This window comes from Streptomyces sp. NPDC000410 (genome assembly GCF_040300305.1).
Taxonomy (GTDB): Bacteria; Actinomycetota; Actinomycetes; order Streptomycetales; family Streptomycetaceae; genus Streptomyces.
Map to the genome: position 1 here is coordinate 1 of NZ_JBEPDM010000025.1, position 16352 is coordinate 16352.

Here is a 16352-nt window from a genome sequence, read left to right on the forward strand (position 1 = left end):
GTGGTCTCGGGGTCGGGCTCGGGCAGGCCGGCGTGGCGGACCCCCGCCGGGGCGCTGCCCCGGACCCCGCGCCTCAAACGCCGGCGGGGCTGGATATGGGGCCGCGCCCCATATCCAGCCCGTCCGGCGATCCCCGCCTACTGGTCCGACGAGAAGCGGACCGCGCCCGCCGGGAGCGTTGCGTCGCACCAGATGCGGATGCCGTCGCGGAGTTCGTTGTCGGGGCCGACGACCGCGCCGTCGCCGATGACCGCGCCGGTCAGGACCGTACGGGCGCCCACGCGGGCGCCCGCGCCGATGAGGGAGTCGGTGATGACCGCGCCGGGGTCGACGGTCGCGCCGTCGAGGACCGTGCTGCCGGTGATGCGGGCGCCCTCGCCGACGACGGCGTCGGCGCCGATGACCGTACCGCCGCTGAGCTTGGCGTCCGGGGCGACCGTCGCGGTCGGCAGGACGAGGCTGTCGCCGCAGCGGCCGGGCACGGCCGGGGAGGGGGCGCGGCCGAGGACGAGGTCCGCCGAGCCGCGCACGAAGGCCTGCGGGGTGCCGAGGTCCAGCCAGTACGTGGAGTCGACCATGCCCTGGAGGTGGGCTCCGGCGGCGAGCAGGTCCGGGAAGGTCTCCCGTTCGACCGAGACCGGGCGGCCCGCCGGGATGGAGTCGATGACCGAGCGGCGGAAGACGTACGCCCCCGCGTTGATCTGGTCGGTGACGATCTCCTCCGGGGTCTGGGGCTTCTCCAGGAAGGCGGTCACCCGCCCCGTCCCGTCCGTCGGGACCAGGCCGAACGCCCGCGGGTCCTCGACCCGGGTGAGGTGGAGCGAGACGTCCGCGCCGGACGACGTGTGCGTGGAGACGAGCGAACGGATGTCCAGTCCCGTCAGGATGTCGCCGTTGAAGATCAGCACCGGATCGTCCGGGCCCGAGCCGAGCCGGGAGGCGACGTTACGGATCGCCCCGCCGGTGCCGAGCGGCTCCTCCTCCGTCACGTACTCCAGGTGCAGGCCCATCGACGAGCCGTCGCCGAAGTACGGCTCGAAGACCTCCGCCAGATAGGAGGTCGCGAGCACGATGTGCTCGATGCCCGCCGCCCGTGCCCGCGCCAGTTGGTGCGTGAGGAACGGCACGCCCGCCGCCGGCACCATCGGCTTGGGGGTGTTCACGGTGAGCGGGCGCAGCCGCGTGCCCTTGCCGCCGACCAGGAGGATCGCTTCTTGGGCCTGAGTCCGGTCCTGAGTCAATGCCTTCTCTGCTTCCTGCCGGGGCCGGCGATTCGTGCGTATGACCGGCCAGTCTATGCAGCTTGTTCGCACTGTTCGTACGTACGTATGCATGAGTGGCGCGGACGGTCAGCGGCCCTGGAGCTTGGCCGAGGTGCTGCGGGCCGCGCCGAGCTTGTTGTAGAGGAGGCCGCCGGGACATTCGGTCGCGAAACCGTCCCGGTGCCCAGAGATGGCGTTGAGCTTGACCGTCGTGCCCTTTTTGAACTTGTTGCCGCCGCCCGATATCAGGGACGCCTTCGCCTGCGGATTCACCCCGTACAGGCCGAGTTTCCACGCCGTGAGCTTGGCCACGGCGTCCACGACAGCAGCCGGTGGGCTGGTCGCACTGTACGTTCCGAGGACCGCGATTCCCATGCTGTTCGTGTTGAAACCGAGCGTGTGCGCGCCGAGCACCGCCTTGGCCACGCCTCCCGCCCGCCCTTCGTAGATGTTTCCGCACTTGTCGACGGCGAAGTTGTAGCCGATGTCCCGCCAGCCGCTGCTCTCGACGTGGTAGCGGTAAATACTGCGCAGGACGGAGGGTGCCTGCGCGCAGGTGTAGCGGTTGCCGGTGGCACTGTGGTGGACGAAGGCCGCCTTCACCGCGTGGGTGTAGACGAACTGCTTCTCGCGCAGCGCTTCGTTGGCGCCCCACCCCTTGCGGGTGATGATGCCCGGACGTGGCCCGATGTACGGCCTCGCAACGCCGTAGAGCCCGGCCTCGGCCATGGTCTCCGCCTTCGACTGGGCGGGGATCTCGGTGGCGCCCAGCGGCGCGAGCTCGGCGTTGACGGCGGACGCGGCGGCGGCCTCGGCGGTCAGGGGGGCGGCCGCCAGGTCGAGTTCGGTGGCGCCTCCGGCTTTGGGGCCGCTCGCCTGCGTCGCCTCTTCCTCGCCCGGCTGGGGGTTCGTCGCCGGTTCGCGCACGGACGCGGGGGCGGCGGACCGCGGCGCGTCGGGTTCGGTGGCCTTACCCGGGTCGACGAGTTCGAGCCGCAGGCCGCCCGGGAGCGGCGGGGTCGCGCCCCTGGGCCCGTCGGCCGTCTCCGGGCGTACGCGCACCTCGACGCCGTCCGAGTCGCCGACCCACAGCGGCGCGGTCGAGCCGCGGACCGTTCCCTCGGCGCGCTCGGGCGAGTCCGGGTCGGGGGCGTGCTCGTGGTTGTGCGTCACCAGGTCCTGCCACGCCGACCATTCCTTGGACCCCGTCGCCCTGGTGCGGACCTGGACGGTGCCGTGCAGTTCGGTGTCCACGTCGTCCCAGACCACCCCGACGAGCGAGAACGGGCGGACGTCGCGGCGCGGAAGTCCCTGCGCGACCGCCCCTCCCGGGGCTCGGTCGAGTCCCGTCAGCGGCGCCAGGGGCAGCGACTGCGTGGAGCCCGGCAGATCCGGCTCGGCCGGAACGGCCGTGGTGAAGGCCTGGGTCGGGGTCGGAGGAAGGGCGAGGGCCGCGGTGCACGCCACGCCGATACACGATGCGAAGGAAGCTGCAAAGAAGGCACGCATAGGAATGATCCTGACGAGCGACGGCCGAATGCGCTCACCGGAATCGCGCCGGAGAGATGACGGTCCGTCCGGCCGGCCGGGGGACGCCGTCACCGGAACGGCCGTGCCCGCGCCGCCCCCGCGGCGTACTCTTGCGCGGGTGAACGCCAGCGACCGCACCCCCGCCGACCTGCTGCGATCCGCGCTCGCCGCGGACCCGGCCCGCCCCTTGGTCACCTTCTACGACGACGCCACCGGGGAACGCGTCGAATTGTCCGTCGCCACCTTCGCCAATTGGGTGGCCAAGACGGCGAATCTGCTCCAGGACGCACTGTCCGCCGAGCCCGGCGACCGGCTGGCCCTGCTGCTTCCGGCGCACTGGCAGAGCGCGGTGTGGCTGCTCGCCTGCTCCTCGGTCGGCGTCGTCGCGGACATCGGCGGCGACCCGGCCGCCGCGGACCTGGTCGTGAGCGGCCCGGACACCCTCGACGCGGCGCGGGCCTGCTCCCGGGAGCGGATCGCCCTCGCGCTGCGTCCGCTCGGCGGCCGCTTCCCGCAGCCCCCCGAGGGCTTCGCCGACTACGCGGTGGAGGTGCCGAGCCAGGGCGACCGTTTCGCGCCGTACGTACCGGTTGATCCTGACGCGCCCGCACTTGTCGTCTCCGGTACCGAACTGACGGGCGCCCAGCTCGTCGAGCGTGCCCGCGCGGACGCGGCGGAGCTGGGCCTGGGTGCCGGGTCGCGGCTGCTGTCGGGGCGTACGTACGACACCTGGGACGGACTCTCCGCCGGGCTGTACGCGCCGCTCGCGTCCGGTGGCTCGGTCGTCCTGTGCCGGAATCTGGACCAGCTGTCCCCGGAGGGGCTCCAGAAGCGCGTCGAGAGCGAGCGGGTCACCGGCTCGGCGGTGTGACGGCCGGCGCGGGAGGACTCGGCGGCGCGACCGGCGGCGCGGCATGACGCGCACCTCGTGGTTCACCCGGACGGCGCAGCGCGGACCGGCTCGGCGGTGTGACCGGCAGCGCGGTACGACACGCGCCTCGTGGCCCGCCCGGACGGCGCAGCGCGGGCCGGGACCACGGGCCTGAGCAGCGACTCCGGGACATCATCGGCGGTAGGTAGGTGCGTACGTTCACAACGCCGCGAGGATGGACGCAGAAGTGACCGACAGCGCTGGCACGCCCGCCGCCGGACCGGACGAACCAGCCGACGCACCGGCGGACGGCCAGGCGCAGGACCCGGCCGATGGCCCTTCCGTCGGCAGCGGCGTCGGGCGCGGACGGCGCTGGCTGCGCCGGATCGGGCTCGTACTGTCGTTCCTGCTGCTCGTCCTCGCCGGTGTCGGCTGGTGGCTCTACGAGAAGCTCGACGGCAACATCACCTCGGACCTCACGGCCGCCGAGGAGCTGGAGCGCTACGACAAGGAGCGCCCGCTGCCCGCCGCCCATGGCGCGCAGAACATCCTGCTCATCGGCTCCGACAGCCGCGCCGGCGCCGAGAACGGCGAGTACGGCACGGACAAGGGCATCCAGCGCTCCGACACGACGATCCTCCTGCACCTCGCCGCCGACCGGCGCAGCGCGACGGCCGTGTCGGTGCCGCGCGATCTGATGGTGACGATGCCCGGCTGCCGCACCGCCAAGGGCACGCGCAGCGCCGAGCGGTTCGCCCAGTTCAACGACGCCTTCGCGATCGGCGGCGCGGCCTGCACGATCCGTACCGTCGAGCGGCTCACCGGCGTCCGGATCGACCACCACATGGTCGTCGACTTCCGCGGCTTCAAGGACATGGTCGACGCGGTGGGTGGGGTCGAGGTCTGCCTGAAGGAGCCGATCGACGACAAGGACGCCCGGCTGAAGCTCCCGGCGGGCAAGCGGAAGCTGCTCGGCGAGGACGCCCTCGGCTTCGTACGGGCGCGGAAGTCGCTCGGCAACGGCAGCGACACCGAACGCATGGACCGGCAGCAGCGGTTCCTCGGCGCGCTCTTCACCAAGGTGCAGAGCAACGGCGTCCTGCTGAACCCGACCCGTCTCTATCCGGTGCTGGACGCGGCGACCAAGTCGGTCACCACCGACCCGGGCCTGGCCTCGCTCAAGGACCTGTACGACCTGACGCGCGCGATGCGGAACGTACCGGCGGAGCGTGTGCGGTTCCTCACGGTGCCGCGCCGCCCCTACCCGCCCGATCCCAACCGGGACGAGCTCGTGGAGCCTGGCGCGAGCATCCTCTTCGAGCGGCTGCGGAAGGACGCGCCCGTGAAGGTGGTACCGCCGGACGCCACGCCGAGCACCTCGACGGCGAGCACCTCCCCCGATACGGGGAGTGACCAGGACACGAGCTCCAGCAGCCCGTCCCCGACGCCGGCCTTCCCCGGCACGCACGCGGCCGCCGGCCTGTGCGGGTAAAGCCATGACCAAAGACTGGCCGGAAGTCCATGCCGATTGCGTGGATTGCCCAGTTGTAAGGTGCGTGGAATTTGTCACGGACGTCGCTCGCCGCTGAACTGGCCGGATAGTGTGACGCGATCCGGTGCTCCCGGCCGAAGGGCCGCGGAGTCAAGAGGGCGCAAGGTCACACACAACCGGATCGACGACCGGAGCGTCTCCCAGGGGGAGAGGCGCCTCGCGTGGCACCGACGGAGGACTCAGGCAACCGTGGACGCGCAGAGCCGTGGGCGGGCGGACGACATCGACCCCGCAGACCAGTGGGTACTGAACCCGCAGACCGGCAATTACGAACTGCGACTGGATGATTCCGCTCCGCAGCAGAGAGTTGCCCGGCCTCGTGGCGCGGCGTCCCCCAGATCGCGCACCACGGCGACCCCGGGCCGGTCGGTCCCGGGCCAGCGCGGCCGTCGCGGAACGAACGCCGCGAACGACGGCCCCGGAAGCGGCGGCGGACGCGGTGGCGGCCCCGGCGGCGCGGGCGGCGCGGGCCGCCGCAAGCGCAGGCCGAAGAAGTCCGGCAAGAAGAAGGCCCTGAAGTGGACGGCCGGGATCGTCGGCTTCGTCGTGGTCGGCGTCGGTGTCGGCGCCTATCTCATCTACGACCGCCTCAACAGCAACATCAACTCCATCGACGTCGGCGACGCGCGGAGCGGACGGGCGCTGGCGGACGGGCCGATCAACATCCTGGTCCTCGGCAATGACGTACGGACGGGCGAGGGCAACGAGGGATACGGCAACCGGGACAACGTCACCGGCCACGCCGACACGACCTTCCTCTTCCACGTCTCCGAGGACCGCACCAACGCGACCGCGCTGAGCATCCCCCGGGACCTGAAGGTCGACATCCCGGACTGCCCCACCAAGCAGCCCGACGGCTCCACCAAGGTCATTCCCGGCACGCGGAACACGAAGTTCAACGAGAGCTTCGGCGTCCAGGGCCGCGACCCGGGCTGCACGATGCGCACGCTCAAAGAGGTCACCGGACTGTCGATCGACCACTTCATGATGGCCGACTTCAACGGGGTCAAGCAGCTGACCACCGCGATCGGCGGCGTCGAGATCTGCCTGACCAAGCCCATCAAGGACGAGAACTCCAAGCTGGACCTCCCGGAGGGCAAGTCGAGGGTCCAGGGTGAGCAGGCGCTCGCGTTCCTGCGCAACCGGCACGGTCTCGGCAACGAGAGCGACCTCGACCGCATCGGGATGCAGCAGCAGTTCGTCGCGTCGATGATCCGTCAGATGAAGAAGGACATCGGCGACGCGGACAAGATGTTCGACCTGGCCGACGCGATGACCAAGTCGCTCACGGTGGACACGGGCATAGGCACCATTCCGAAGCTGACCGATCTGGCCAAGGAACTCGACCAGATCGACATCAAGAACATCACCCTGCTGACCGTGCCCGTGGTCGACAACCCGGACGAGAAGATCAAGACGACCGTCATCGTCCACCCGGTCGAGGGCCCGGAGGTCTTCAACGCACTGCAGAACGACGTCTCCTTCACCGAGGTGAAGAAGAAGGAGAAGGAGAAGGCCAAGGCCGCCAAGAGCAAGCAGGACGCGCTGCTGAAGGGCCCGCGGGCCGAGGCCTCCGAGGTGCGCGTGGACGTCTACAACGGCAGCGGCATCTCCGGCGCCGCGCAGAAGACCCTCATCTGGCTGCAGGTCGACAAGGGCGTGCTCAAGTCGACGAACAAGAGCAACGCCCCGGAGAAGCTGGCCAAGACGACGCTGGAGTACGCGCCGAACCAGGCCGATCAGGCCCGCAAGCTGGCCGACTTGATGGGGCTGCCCGCCTCGGCGCTCAAGCCGGGGACGGAGAACGCCGAAGGGCTCGAGGCGATGACCCTCACCCTCGGCGCGGACTTCAAGGGCGCGGGGGTGCCCATCGCGGCTCCGGCGAAGGCACCGGACGTGAAGAAAGTGGAAGCCGACAAGCAGGTATGCGCCAAGTGAGCCCGGACCAACGGGTCCTTCGGCGCGCCTGAACAACTAGGGGGACCTGGGGTGGGAACGAGCAGCGTACGCGGGGAGGGGACGCGACCAGGCGTCCAGCCCCCCGATGAACGGGGCGGCGACGGCCTGCCCGCGGACGGCGGGGAAGGCGGGAACGGGCGGGCGGCCAGGGGCGGTACGGGCGGCACGAGACCCGCCACCCGTACGGGCTCCGGCGGCCCCGCCGGTCCCCGCGCGGGCCGCCGGCGCGGTGGCCCGCGCCGGCACGGCAGACGCGGAAAGCGGCGGATCCTGCGCTGGGTCGCCTCCGTGCTCTCCCTGCTGATACTCGGCACGGCCGGCGCCGGATACCTCTACTACCGTCATCTGAACAGCAACATCAAGAGCGACAAGCTCAACCTCGGCAAGAACAAGATGGCCGAGCACAAGGCGAACGCCGCGGGCCAGACGCCGCTGAACATCCTGCTGATCGGCTCCGACGCCCGTAACACCGACGCCAACAAGGCGCTCGGCGGGGCCAAGGACACCTTCGACGGGCCGCCGCTGGCCGATGTGCAGATGCTCGTGCACGTCTCGGCGGACCGCAGCAACATGTCGGTGGTCAGCATGCCCCGCGACACGATGCTGAAGCTCCCGGAGTGCGAGAACCCGGAGTCCGGTGAGACCTTCAGGGCCAGGAACTGGGGTCAGACCAACGAGTCGCTGATGCGCGGCGGCCCCGGCTGCACGGTGGCCACCTGGTACGAGCTGACGGGCATCACCATCGACCACTTCATGATGGTCGACTTCGCCGGCGTCGTGTCCATGGCCGACGCGATCGGCGGTGTCCCCGTCTGCGTGACCGACAACGTCCACTCCCGCAATTCCCGGGGCCAGGGCTCCGGTCTGAAGCTGGAGAAGGGCACGCACCCCATCAAGGGCGAGCAGGCCCTGCAGTGGCTGCGGACCCGGTACGGATTCGGTGACGGCAGCGACCTCTACCGGACCCGCGCCCAGCACATGTACATGAACTCGATGGTCCGGGAGCTGCGCAAGAACACCAAGCTCACCGACCCCAACAAGCTGCGCAAGCTCGCCGAGGCCGCCACGTCCGCGCTCACCGTGGACGAGGGCCTCGACACGGTCGGGAAGCTCTACGACCTGGCCGAGGAGTTCAAGAAGGTCCCCACCGAGCGCATCACGATGACCACGATGCCCAACTTCTACTCGAAGCGTTCGACGGGCAGGGTCGAGCCTCTGCAGCCGGACGCCGAGCAGGTGTTCCGGATGATCCGTGAGGACGTCCCGCTCGACGGCAGGGCCTCCAAGCGCAAGTCTCCGGCCCCCTCCAAGGACACGGCGGCGCCCCCGGCCGACATCGGGGTGACGGTGCGGAACGGCACCTACACCGATGAGCTGGGGACGGCGCAGGGCCGCGCCACGGACATCGCCGAAGCCCTCTCCGAGAAGGGCTTCACGCGTGCGACGGCGGACAGGCAGACCGATCCGGAGAAGCGGACCGTCGTGTACTTCCCGAGCGCCGAGCTGGAGGGCGACGCCCAGGCGGTCGCCAAGGCCCTCGGCATTCCGGTCGCTTCGGTGAAGAAGTCCACCGAGGTCACGGGGGTCACCGTGGTCGTGGGAGCCGACTGGCGCGAGGGGGACGCGTACCCCAAGCCGAAGGTCGACGACAACAAGACGCCCACGTCCTCGAACCCGCTCAACGGGGCGAACGACAAGGCGTGCATGCAGGTGGATCCCAACTTCACCTGGCGGTGAGTGACGGGTGACCCCGGGACGGACGACGCCGTCCCGGGGTCGGGCCTTCATGCCGTTGTGCCGTCAGGCCGTCTGACGCACCGACGGGCGGCGGCTGGCGATGACCTTCTTCGCCAGCGAGCGCGGGCTGGTGAGGAAGCCGAAGCCCCACGACATGTGCATCGTGGCCAGCGCGACGGGAATCTGGAGCCGTGCCTTCAGAGGCAGGCCCTTGCCCGCCGGGACCGAACCGGCGGTGATCGCGGCGAGGTACCCGGCCGGTACGACGAAGCCCAGCGGAGTGAGCGTCGCGCCGACGACCAGGCCCGCGGCTATCGCGCAGACCGCGGTCGGCGGGGCGAGGTAGCGCAGGTTGATGGAGCCCTCGTGGTAGCGGGCGACGACATGGCGCCAGCGGCCGTAGTCCTTGTACTGCTTGGCCAGCGCCTTGACGGAAGGCCGCGGCCGGTACTGGACCCGCAGCTCCGGCGAGAACCAGATCAGTCCGCCCGCGTCGCGGATGCGGAAGTTCAGCTCCCAGTCCTGGGCCCGGATGAACTCCACGTTGTAGCCGCCCTGCTGCTCCAGGGCCTCGCGCCGGAACACACCCAGGTAGACCGTCTCGGCGGGACCGGCCTCGCCACCGGTGTGGAACGCCGCGTTGCCGACGCCGATCTTCGAGGTCATCGCGGCGGCGACGGCGCGCTCCCAGTCGTTCTCACCCTCGGCGTGCATGATGCCGCCGACGTTCTGCGCGCCGGTCTCCTCCAGGAGGCGGACGGCGGTGGCGATGTAGTTCGGCGACAGCATGCCGTGGCCGTCGACGCGTACCACGATCGGGTGGCGGGAGGCCTTGATGGCGGCGTTGAGCGCCGCCGGCGTACGCCCGGTGGGATTGGGCACGGTGTGCACGCGCGGGTCTTCCCGTACGAGCTCGGCGGCGATCTCGTCGGTACGGTCCGTGGACGGGCCGAGCGCGATGACCACCTCCATCTCGCCGTCGTACTCCTGCTGGAGGATGTGGCGGACCGCGTCGCGCAGATGCCGCTCCTCGTTGAGGACCGGCATGATCACGGAGACAGGGGGCAGCATGGCTTCCTCGGGGGTCCGGGGGTCGCCCCCGGGAGACTGCAGGATCGTCGGCCACGTTACCGCGAACGAGGGACACCGGTGCGCGCCGCCCGGACCGCCTCCCGGTGTCGCTGATCGTATGGGCCTACGGTTCTCGGGATCCCCCGAATGCCGCCCGCCCCGGCCACCCCGCGGAGGTGCCCCCTCGTGCCCACACCGCCCCGCAAGCCCCCTCGGAGGCCCGTGGCCAGGCCCGCGTCGTCGCCGCCACCGCGCCACAGACCGCAGACCGGCGCCCGGCCCCGGATCTTCCCGGCCGCGGCCACGGCCCCGGTCCCGGCCCGGCGGCCGCGCTGGGCGATGCGGGTCGCCACCTCGCTCTCGGTACTGGTGCTGGGCGTGGGTGGGATTGGTCACGCGATCGTGACGGGGCTGGAGCGCGAGGTCGGCCGGGTCGATCCGTTCAAGGACATGAAGAACCGGCCCGAGGCCGGGCACGGGACGAACATCCTGCTCGTCGGCACCGACGGCCGCGACGGGATCTCCCGGAAGGACCGGCACACGTACCGGCTGGGCGGCACGCCGTGCCGCTGCACCGACACGATCATGCTCGTGCACATCTCGGCGGACGGGACGCGGGCGAGCGTGGTGAGCCTGCCGCGCGACTCGTACGCCGAGATCCCCGCGCACACGGACGCCGGCACCGGCAAGCACTACCGGGCCCATGCCGTGAAGCTGAACGCGGCCTACTCGGAGGGCGGGCCCGCGCTGACCGTGCGGACCGTCGAGCACATGACGAAGGTGAAGATCGACCACTATCTGGAGGTCGACTTCACCAGCTTCATGAAGACGGTGGACGCGGTGGGCGGGGTCAAGATCTGTACGGCCAAGCCGATGAAGGACCGGTTCACCGGGCTCGACCTGCCCGCGGGCACGCACCGGCTGAACGGTGCCGAGGCACTGCGGTACGTACGCTCGCGCCATGTCGACGCGGAGGCGGACCTGGGCCGGATGCAGCGGCAGCAGCGCTTCCTGGCGGCCCTCGTCCAGCAGGCCACGAGCAGTGGGGTGCTGCTGAACCCGGTGAAGCTGCGCGAGGTCAGCTCCACGATGCTGGATTCGGTGCGGGCCGACACGGGATTCGGTACGGACCAGATGCTGGCCCTGGGAGAGGCGATGCGGGGCTTCACCCCGACGTCGTCGGAGTTCGCGTCGGTGCCCGTCGGGGATGTCAGCCACCCCGTGAAGGGGCTCGGCTCGACCGTGCTCTGGGACCCGGTGAAGGCGCAGAAGCTGTTCCAGGCCCTGCGTGAGGACAGGCCGCTGGCGTCGCCGCACAGCGCCGAGAAGCCGGCTGCGGCCGCGCCGAAGGTCGTGGGGGTGGCACCGAACCGGATCCGGGTGCAGGTCTACAACGGGACCCGCACGGACGGCCTCGGCGCCCGCGTGGACGCGGGGCTGCGGGCGACCGGCTTCCACACGACCCGGACGCCGCTGAACGGGGACCGGCGGGACGTGCGGCGCACGGTCGTCTCGTACGACCCGCGCTGGGACCGCTCGGCGAGGTCCCTGGCAGCGGCCCTGCCGGGCGCCCAGCTGCGGCCGGTCAAGGGCCAGGGGGCGACGCTGCGGGTGATGGCCGGGACGGACTTCACCGCCGTGACACCGGTACGCACGGAGCCGCCGCGCCGGCCGGAAACGTACGAGGCGGTCACGGGCGCCGAGGTGCTGTGTTGAAGAGGTGCTCTGTTGAAGGTGACCGACGAGGAGCTCCAGGTCGCGGGGCCGGTGCGGCGCCGCCGTGCGACGCCCGTGGCAACGCGCTGTAGGTGATGTGGTGAACTGGTTGACCTCGCTGCCGACGGTGGTACTGGTCGCGGGCTGGCTCATCCTGGCCCTACTGGTCGCAGCCGTGGCGCGGGTCGGCGTCCGGGCCCTCGTACCGGCAGGGGAACAGGACCGGGTGCCGCAGATCGCCACGCCCCTGATGCCCACACTCGGCGCCGCCTTCGCGATCTTCGCGGCACTCTCACTGGCCAGCGAAGCCGGCTACCTGCGCGCGGCGGAGGGGTTGGTGAGCGACGAGGCGGCCGCGGCCTCCCGCCTGGCCTGGACGGCGACGAATCCGCGCGTCCGTTCGGAGCCGATCCATACGGCACTGGTGGACTACCTGCAGACCACACGTGCCAGGGAGTGGGACGCCGCGGCGGCGCACCCCGGTGACGACCCGGCCACCGCTCACGCGATCGCGCGGCTGGAGCGGACCGTGCGCGCCGAGGCCGCCCGGCCCGAGCCGGGAAGCCCGGCGAGCACGGAGCTGCTGGCCTCCCTGGACAGCGTCACCAGCAGCCGTCGCGCCCGCGTCGCGGCCGCCTCGCGCGAGCTTCCCGCGCTGTACGTCGTCACGCTCGTGGCCAGCGGACTGGCCTTGATCGTGAACGCCGGCGCACTGATCTTCCGCAGCAGCCTGCGGACGTCACTGCTCATCGTGGGCGTCGCGAGCGTGGTCGGGCTGAGCCTGGCGTTGCTCTTCGCACTCAGCGCGCCCTGGAGCGGACCGTTCGTCGTGACCGGGCACCCACTCGACGCCGTCATCGGGGACCTGAAGTCCGGCTTCTTCGACGGCGGGCCGTAGGTGGTGCGCGATGGCGCGGGGCCCCTCAGGCCCTCGGGCGGCCCATCGCCCGGTACGTCCAGCCGGCCTCGCGCCACAGCGTGCCGTCCAGCGCGTTCCGCCCGTCCAGCATGATCCGCTCCGACACCGCCGCCCCCAGCTCCGCCGGGTCCAGCTCGCGGAACTCGCGCCACTCCGTCAGATGCAGCACCACATCCGCACCGCGCACCGCCTCCAGCGCCGACTCCGCGTAGCCGAGCGTCGGGAAGACGCGGCGCGCGTTGTCCATGCCCTTGGGGTCGTACACCGTGACCTGGCCGCCCTGGAGGTGGATCTGCCCGGCGACGTTCAGCGCGGGCGAGTCCCGTACGTCGTCCGAGTCCGGCTTGAACGTCGCGCCGAGCACCGCGACCCGCTTCCCGAGGAAGGACCCGCCGCCCACGGCCTCCCGGGCCAGCTCCACCATGTGACCGCGCCGGCGCATGTTGATCGAGTCGACCTCGCGCAGGAAGGTCAGCGCCTGGTCCGCGCCCAGCTCACCCGCCCGCGCCATGAAGGCGCGGATGTCCTTCGGCAGGCAGCCGCCGCCGAAGCCGATCCCGGCCCGCAGGAACTTCGCGCCGATCCGCTCGTCGTGGCCGATCGCCTCCGCCAGCTTCACCACGTCGCCGCCGGCGGCCTCGCACACCTCGGCCATCGCGTTGATGAAGGAGATCTTGGTCGCGAGGAAGGAGTTGGCGGAGGTCTTCACGAGCTCCGCCGTCGGGAAGTCGGTCACCACGAACGGCGAGCCCTCCTCGACCGGCGTCGCGTACACCTCGCGCAGCAGCTTCTCGGCCTGCCCGCTCGTCACGCCCACCACGATCCGGTCCGGGTGCAGCGTGTCCCGGACGGCGAAACCCTCCCGCAGGAACTCCGGGTTCCACGCCAGCTCCACACCCTCGGGCAGAGACTTCGCGAGCCGCTCGGCCGACCCCACCGGCACGGTCGACTTGCCGACGACCAGCGCGCCGCCCCTCAGCCGAGGGGTGAGCGCGGCGAAGGCGGCGTCGACGTACGACATGTCGCACGCGTACTCGCCGTGCTTCTGCGGAGTGTTCACGCAGACGAAGTGCACGTCGCCGTCGAAGTCCTCCAGCTCGTCCCAGGACGTCGTGAAGCGCAGTCGGCCGCTGGACCCCGCGATGCCCGCGACGTGCTGTTCCAGCAGCTCCTCCAGCCCCGGCTCGTACATGGGGACCCGGCCGGCGGCCAGCATCTCGATCTTCTCGGGTACGACATCGAGGCCGAGGACCTCGAAGCCCAGCTCCGCCATGGCCGCTGCGTGCGTGGCGCCGAGGTATCCGGTGCCGATCACGGTGATCTTGAGGGCCATGCGGTGCTCCTGAGGGGTACGGGTGGGAGTGCCCGCACGAGCATAGTCGGGCCCTTCCCGGGGGACCTTTTCCCTTGCCTCCGGGCCTGTCGTCAAGCTCACGTATGCCGATGAGCGGACGACCGTCTAAAATTGGGTTACTTAACGGTAGTTAGCATTTCTGGGGAGTGAGAGACCTTGGCGGGATCGAAAGACTTCGACCTGTACCGTCCGGCCGAAGAGCACGACATGCTCCGTGAGACGGTCCGCTCGCTCGCCGAGGCGAAGATCGCGCCCTTCGCCGCCGCGGTCGACGAGGAGGCCCGCTTCCCGCAGGAGGCCCTCGACGCGCTGGTCGCCTCCGACCTGCACGCGGTGCACGTCCCGGAGGAGTACGGCGGCGCGGGCGCGGACGCCCTCGCGACCGTGATCGTCATCGAGGAGGTCGCCCGCGCCTGCGCGTCCTCATCCCTGATCCCGGCCGTGAACAAGCTCGGCTCGCTCCCCGTGATCCTCTCCGGCTCCGAGGACCTGAAGAAGAAGTACCTGGGCCCGCTCGCCAAGGGCGACGCGATGTTCTCGTACTGCCTCTCCGAGCCGGACGCGGGCTCCGACGCGGCCGGCATGAAGACCAGGGCGGTCCGTGACGGCGACTTCTACGTCCTGAACGGCGTGAAGCGCTGGATCACCAACGCGGGCGTCTCCGAGTACTACACGGTGATGGCCGTCACCGACCCTTCGATGCGCTCCAAGGGCATCTCCGCCTTCGTCGTGGAGAAGTCCGACGAGGGCGTCTCCTTCGGCGCCCCGGAGAAGAAGCTCGGCATCAAGGGCTCCCCGACCCGCGAGGTCTACCTCGACAACGTCCGCATCCCCGCCGACCGCATGATCGGCGCGGAGGGCACCGGCTTCGCCACCGCCATGAAGACCCTGGACCACACCCGCATCACCATCGCGGCCCAGGCCCTCGGCATCGCCCAGGGCGCCCTCGACTACGCCAAGGGCTACGTCCAGGAGCGCAAGCAGTTCGGCAAGCCGATCGCCGACTTCCAGGGCATCCAGTTCATGCTCGCCGACATGGCCATGAAGATCGAGGCCGCCCGCCAGCTGACGTACGCGGCCGCGGCCAAGTCCGAGCGCGGCGACAGCGACCTCACCTTCCAGGGCGCGGCGGCGAAGTGCTTCGCCTCCGACGTCGCCATGGAGGTCACGACGGACGCGGTCCAGCTGCTCGGCGGCTACGGCTACACGCGCGACTACCCGGTCGAGCGCATGATGCGCGACGCGAAGATCACGCAGATCTACGAGGGCACGAACCAGGTCCAGCGGATCGTGATGGCGCGGAACCTGCCGTAGCCCTGCCTGACCTGCGGCTACGTGAACGGCCCCGGCTCAGCCGGGGCCGTTTCGTGTTATTCGGGCTGCCCGATGACGTACGTGCCCTTCGCGGGCAGGGTGGCGACCAGTCCGCGCGAGCGCAGCTCGGCGACCGCTCGCCGGACGGTGCCGATGCTGACCGAGTACAGCTCGGTCATGGCCCGCTCGCCGGGCAGGGCAGCGCCTGCCGGCAGCTTCCCGGAGGCGATGTCGGCGGCGATCGCGTCCGCCAGTTTCACGTACTCGTACTGCGGGAGACCGTTGCTCATCTCTCCACCGTGCCGCGCTGCTGCGCGGCAGGCATCGTACGAACGCGTCCTACCGCGTCGGAACGCAGTAGGACGCAGTGGGGTGCAGAGGGACGCGGTTGCGGGTACGCTCGACACGAAGGACCCCGGCGACGGCGGCAACCGTCCCGGGGCGTGGCCGATCTGAACTGGAGACCGACGTGGCAGACCTTATCCGCGCGCTCGCCCGCTGGGCGAGGCGGCGGCTCGGCACCCGGCCGACGCCGACCGCGACGCCGCCCCTTCGCGTTCACCCGCTGCCGTCTGTGCAGGCGCCGCCCTCACCAACCTGGCCTCCCGCCCACCGCTCGCCGTACGGGCTGGACGAGCCGCCGCTCAACGGGGCGGACAGCCCACTCGTACGCCCCTACCTCCGCGACCACGAGGAGCGCGCCCGCCGACGCGAGCGGCGGCTCGCCCTCGTGCTGGCCGCGGACTTCGGCATCGACCTGGACGCCCATCTCGTCGGCGCGCGAGGAGCGGCGTGATGGCCCGCCCACCGGCCCGCATGTGCGTGAAATGCGAGGAACTGACCACGGACCCGGTGGTGATCTCCGAGGTGCACGCGGGCTCGGGGCCCGGCTTCACGGTGTACGCGTGCCCCGGGTGCGCACCGGACCTGCCCAGGCCGCCGGACGTGTTCGACGTTCTCGAATCGGGCTGGGGGCGGCGGGCATTGAGGGAGGTCGAGCAGGCCGACTGACACGCTCTGTTCCTACGGCGCTGACGCACGTGGAAGCCCCCTGGGGTGCCTCCTCG

At 71.0% G+C, this 16352-nt stretch carries 14 protein-coding genes; 9 read left to right on the forward strand and 5 right to left on the reverse strand.

The annotated features are described in order from the left end of the window. Positions 1 to 137: 137 nt before the first annotated feature. Both manB and ABT342_RS23430 read right to left on the reverse strand, forming a co-directional pair. Positions 138 to 1241 (reverse strand): mannose-1-phosphate guanylyltransferase, encoded by a 1104-nt coding sequence (manB, locus tag ABT342_RS23425; protein ID WP_351577116.1) that lies wholly within the window; start codon positions 1239 to 1241, stop codon positions 138 to 140. 108 nt (positions 1242 to 1349) lie between these two features. Further along, complete coding sequence (locus tag ABT342_RS23430) at positions 1350 to 2771, reverse strand: peptidoglycan recognition protein family protein (RefSeq protein WP_351577119.1); 1422 nt, start codon at positions 2769 to 2771, stop codon at positions 1350 to 1352. A 139-nt stretch (positions 2772 to 2910) separates the two neighbouring features. Between ABT342_RS23430 and ABT342_RS23435 the strand changes: the two genes are divergently transcribed. The 4 genes from ABT342_RS23435 (at position 2911) to ABT342_RS23450 (ending at position 8911) form a co-directional block, all read left to right on the forward strand. Beyond that, positions 2911 to 3663: a TIGR03089 family protein gene (locus ABT342_RS23435; RefSeq protein ID WP_351577122.1), complete on the forward strand. Its 753-nt coding sequence runs from the start codon at positions 2911 to 2913 to the stop codon at positions 3661 to 3663. 247 nt (positions 3664 to 3910) lie between these two features. Then, positions 3911 to 5155, forward strand: coding sequence for an LCP family protein (locus ABT342_RS23440; protein WP_502965595.1), 1245 nt, complete (start codon positions 3911 to 3913; stop codon positions 5153 to 5155). A 249-nt stretch (positions 5156 to 5404) separates the two neighbouring features. After that, complete coding sequence (locus ABT342_RS23445) at positions 5405 to 7153, forward strand: LCP family protein (RefSeq protein ID WP_351577128.1); 1749 nt, start codon at positions 5405 to 5407, stop codon at positions 7151 to 7153. Between the two features lie 51 nt (positions 7154 to 7204). Then, complete coding sequence (locus ABT342_RS23450; protein ID WP_351577131.1) at positions 7205 to 8911, forward strand: LCP family protein; 1707 nt, start codon at positions 7205 to 7207, stop codon at positions 8909 to 8911. 63 nt (positions 8912 to 8974) lie between these two features. Here the strand turns inward: ABT342_RS23450 and ABT342_RS23455 are convergent, their stop codons facing one another. Continuing rightward, a complete protein-coding gene (locus tag ABT342_RS23455) occupies positions 8975 to 10240 on the reverse strand; it encodes a glycosyltransferase family 2 protein (RefSeq protein ID WP_502965596.1) in 1266 nt (421 codons plus the stop codon). On the opposite strand from ABT342_RS23455, the gene ABT342_RS23460 reads away from it, so the two are divergent. Together ABT342_RS23460 and ABT342_RS23465 are read left to right on the forward strand one after the other, a co-directional pair. Next, a complete protein-coding gene (locus tag ABT342_RS23460; RefSeq protein ID WP_502965597.1) occupies positions 10169 to 11698 on the forward strand; it encodes an LCP family protein in 1530 nt (509 codons plus the stop codon). The two genes, ABT342_RS23455 and ABT342_RS23460, sit on opposite strands and share 72 nt — an antisense overlap. A 100-nt stretch (positions 11699 to 11798) precedes the next feature. Next, complete coding sequence (locus ABT342_RS23465; protein WP_351577137.1) at positions 11799 to 12596, forward strand: bestrophin-like domain; 798 nt, start codon at positions 11799 to 11801, stop codon at positions 12594 to 12596. Positions 12597 to 12621: 25 nt separating this feature from the next. Here the strand turns inward: ABT342_RS23465 and ABT342_RS23470 are convergent, their stop codons facing one another. After that, complete coding sequence (locus ABT342_RS23470) at positions 12622 to 13950, reverse strand: UDP-glucose dehydrogenase family protein (protein WP_351577140.1); 1329 nt, start codon at positions 13948 to 13950, stop codon at positions 12622 to 12624. 177 nt (positions 13951 to 14127) lie between these two features. Between ABT342_RS23470 and ABT342_RS23475 the strand changes: the two genes are divergently transcribed. After that, positions 14128 to 15285 (forward strand): acyl-CoA dehydrogenase, encoded by a 1158-nt coding sequence (locus tag ABT342_RS23475; protein WP_351577143.1) that lies wholly within the window; start codon positions 14128 to 14130, stop codon positions 15283 to 15285. A 56-nt stretch (positions 15286 to 15341) separates the two neighbouring features. Here the strand turns inward: ABT342_RS23475 and ABT342_RS23480 are convergent, their stop codons facing one another. After that, positions 15342 to 15575 carry a GntR family transcriptional regulator gene (locus ABT342_RS23480; RefSeq protein WP_351577146.1) on the reverse strand — a complete coding sequence of 78 codons (234 nt, stop codon included), beginning with the start codon at positions 15573 to 15575 and terminating at the stop codon, positions 15342 to 15344. A 179-nt stretch (positions 15576 to 15754) separates the two neighbouring features. Between ABT342_RS23480 and ABT342_RS23485 the strand changes: the two genes are divergently transcribed. Together ABT342_RS23485 and ABT342_RS23490 are read left to right on the forward strand one after the other, a co-directional pair. Next, on the forward strand, positions 15755 to 16081 hold the full coding sequence (locus ABT342_RS23485) for a hypothetical protein (protein ID WP_351577149.1): 327 nt from the start codon (positions 15755 to 15757) through the stop codon (positions 16079 to 16081). After that, positions 16081 to 16296, forward strand: a complete 216-nt coding sequence (locus tag ABT342_RS23490) for a hypothetical protein (RefSeq protein ID WP_351577152.1) — start codon at positions 16081 to 16083, stop codon at positions 16294 to 16296. The genes ABT342_RS23485 and ABT342_RS23490 overlap by 1 nt, the downstream gene beginning before the upstream one ends. The last annotated feature ends 56 nt before the right edge of the window (positions 16297 to 16352 follow it).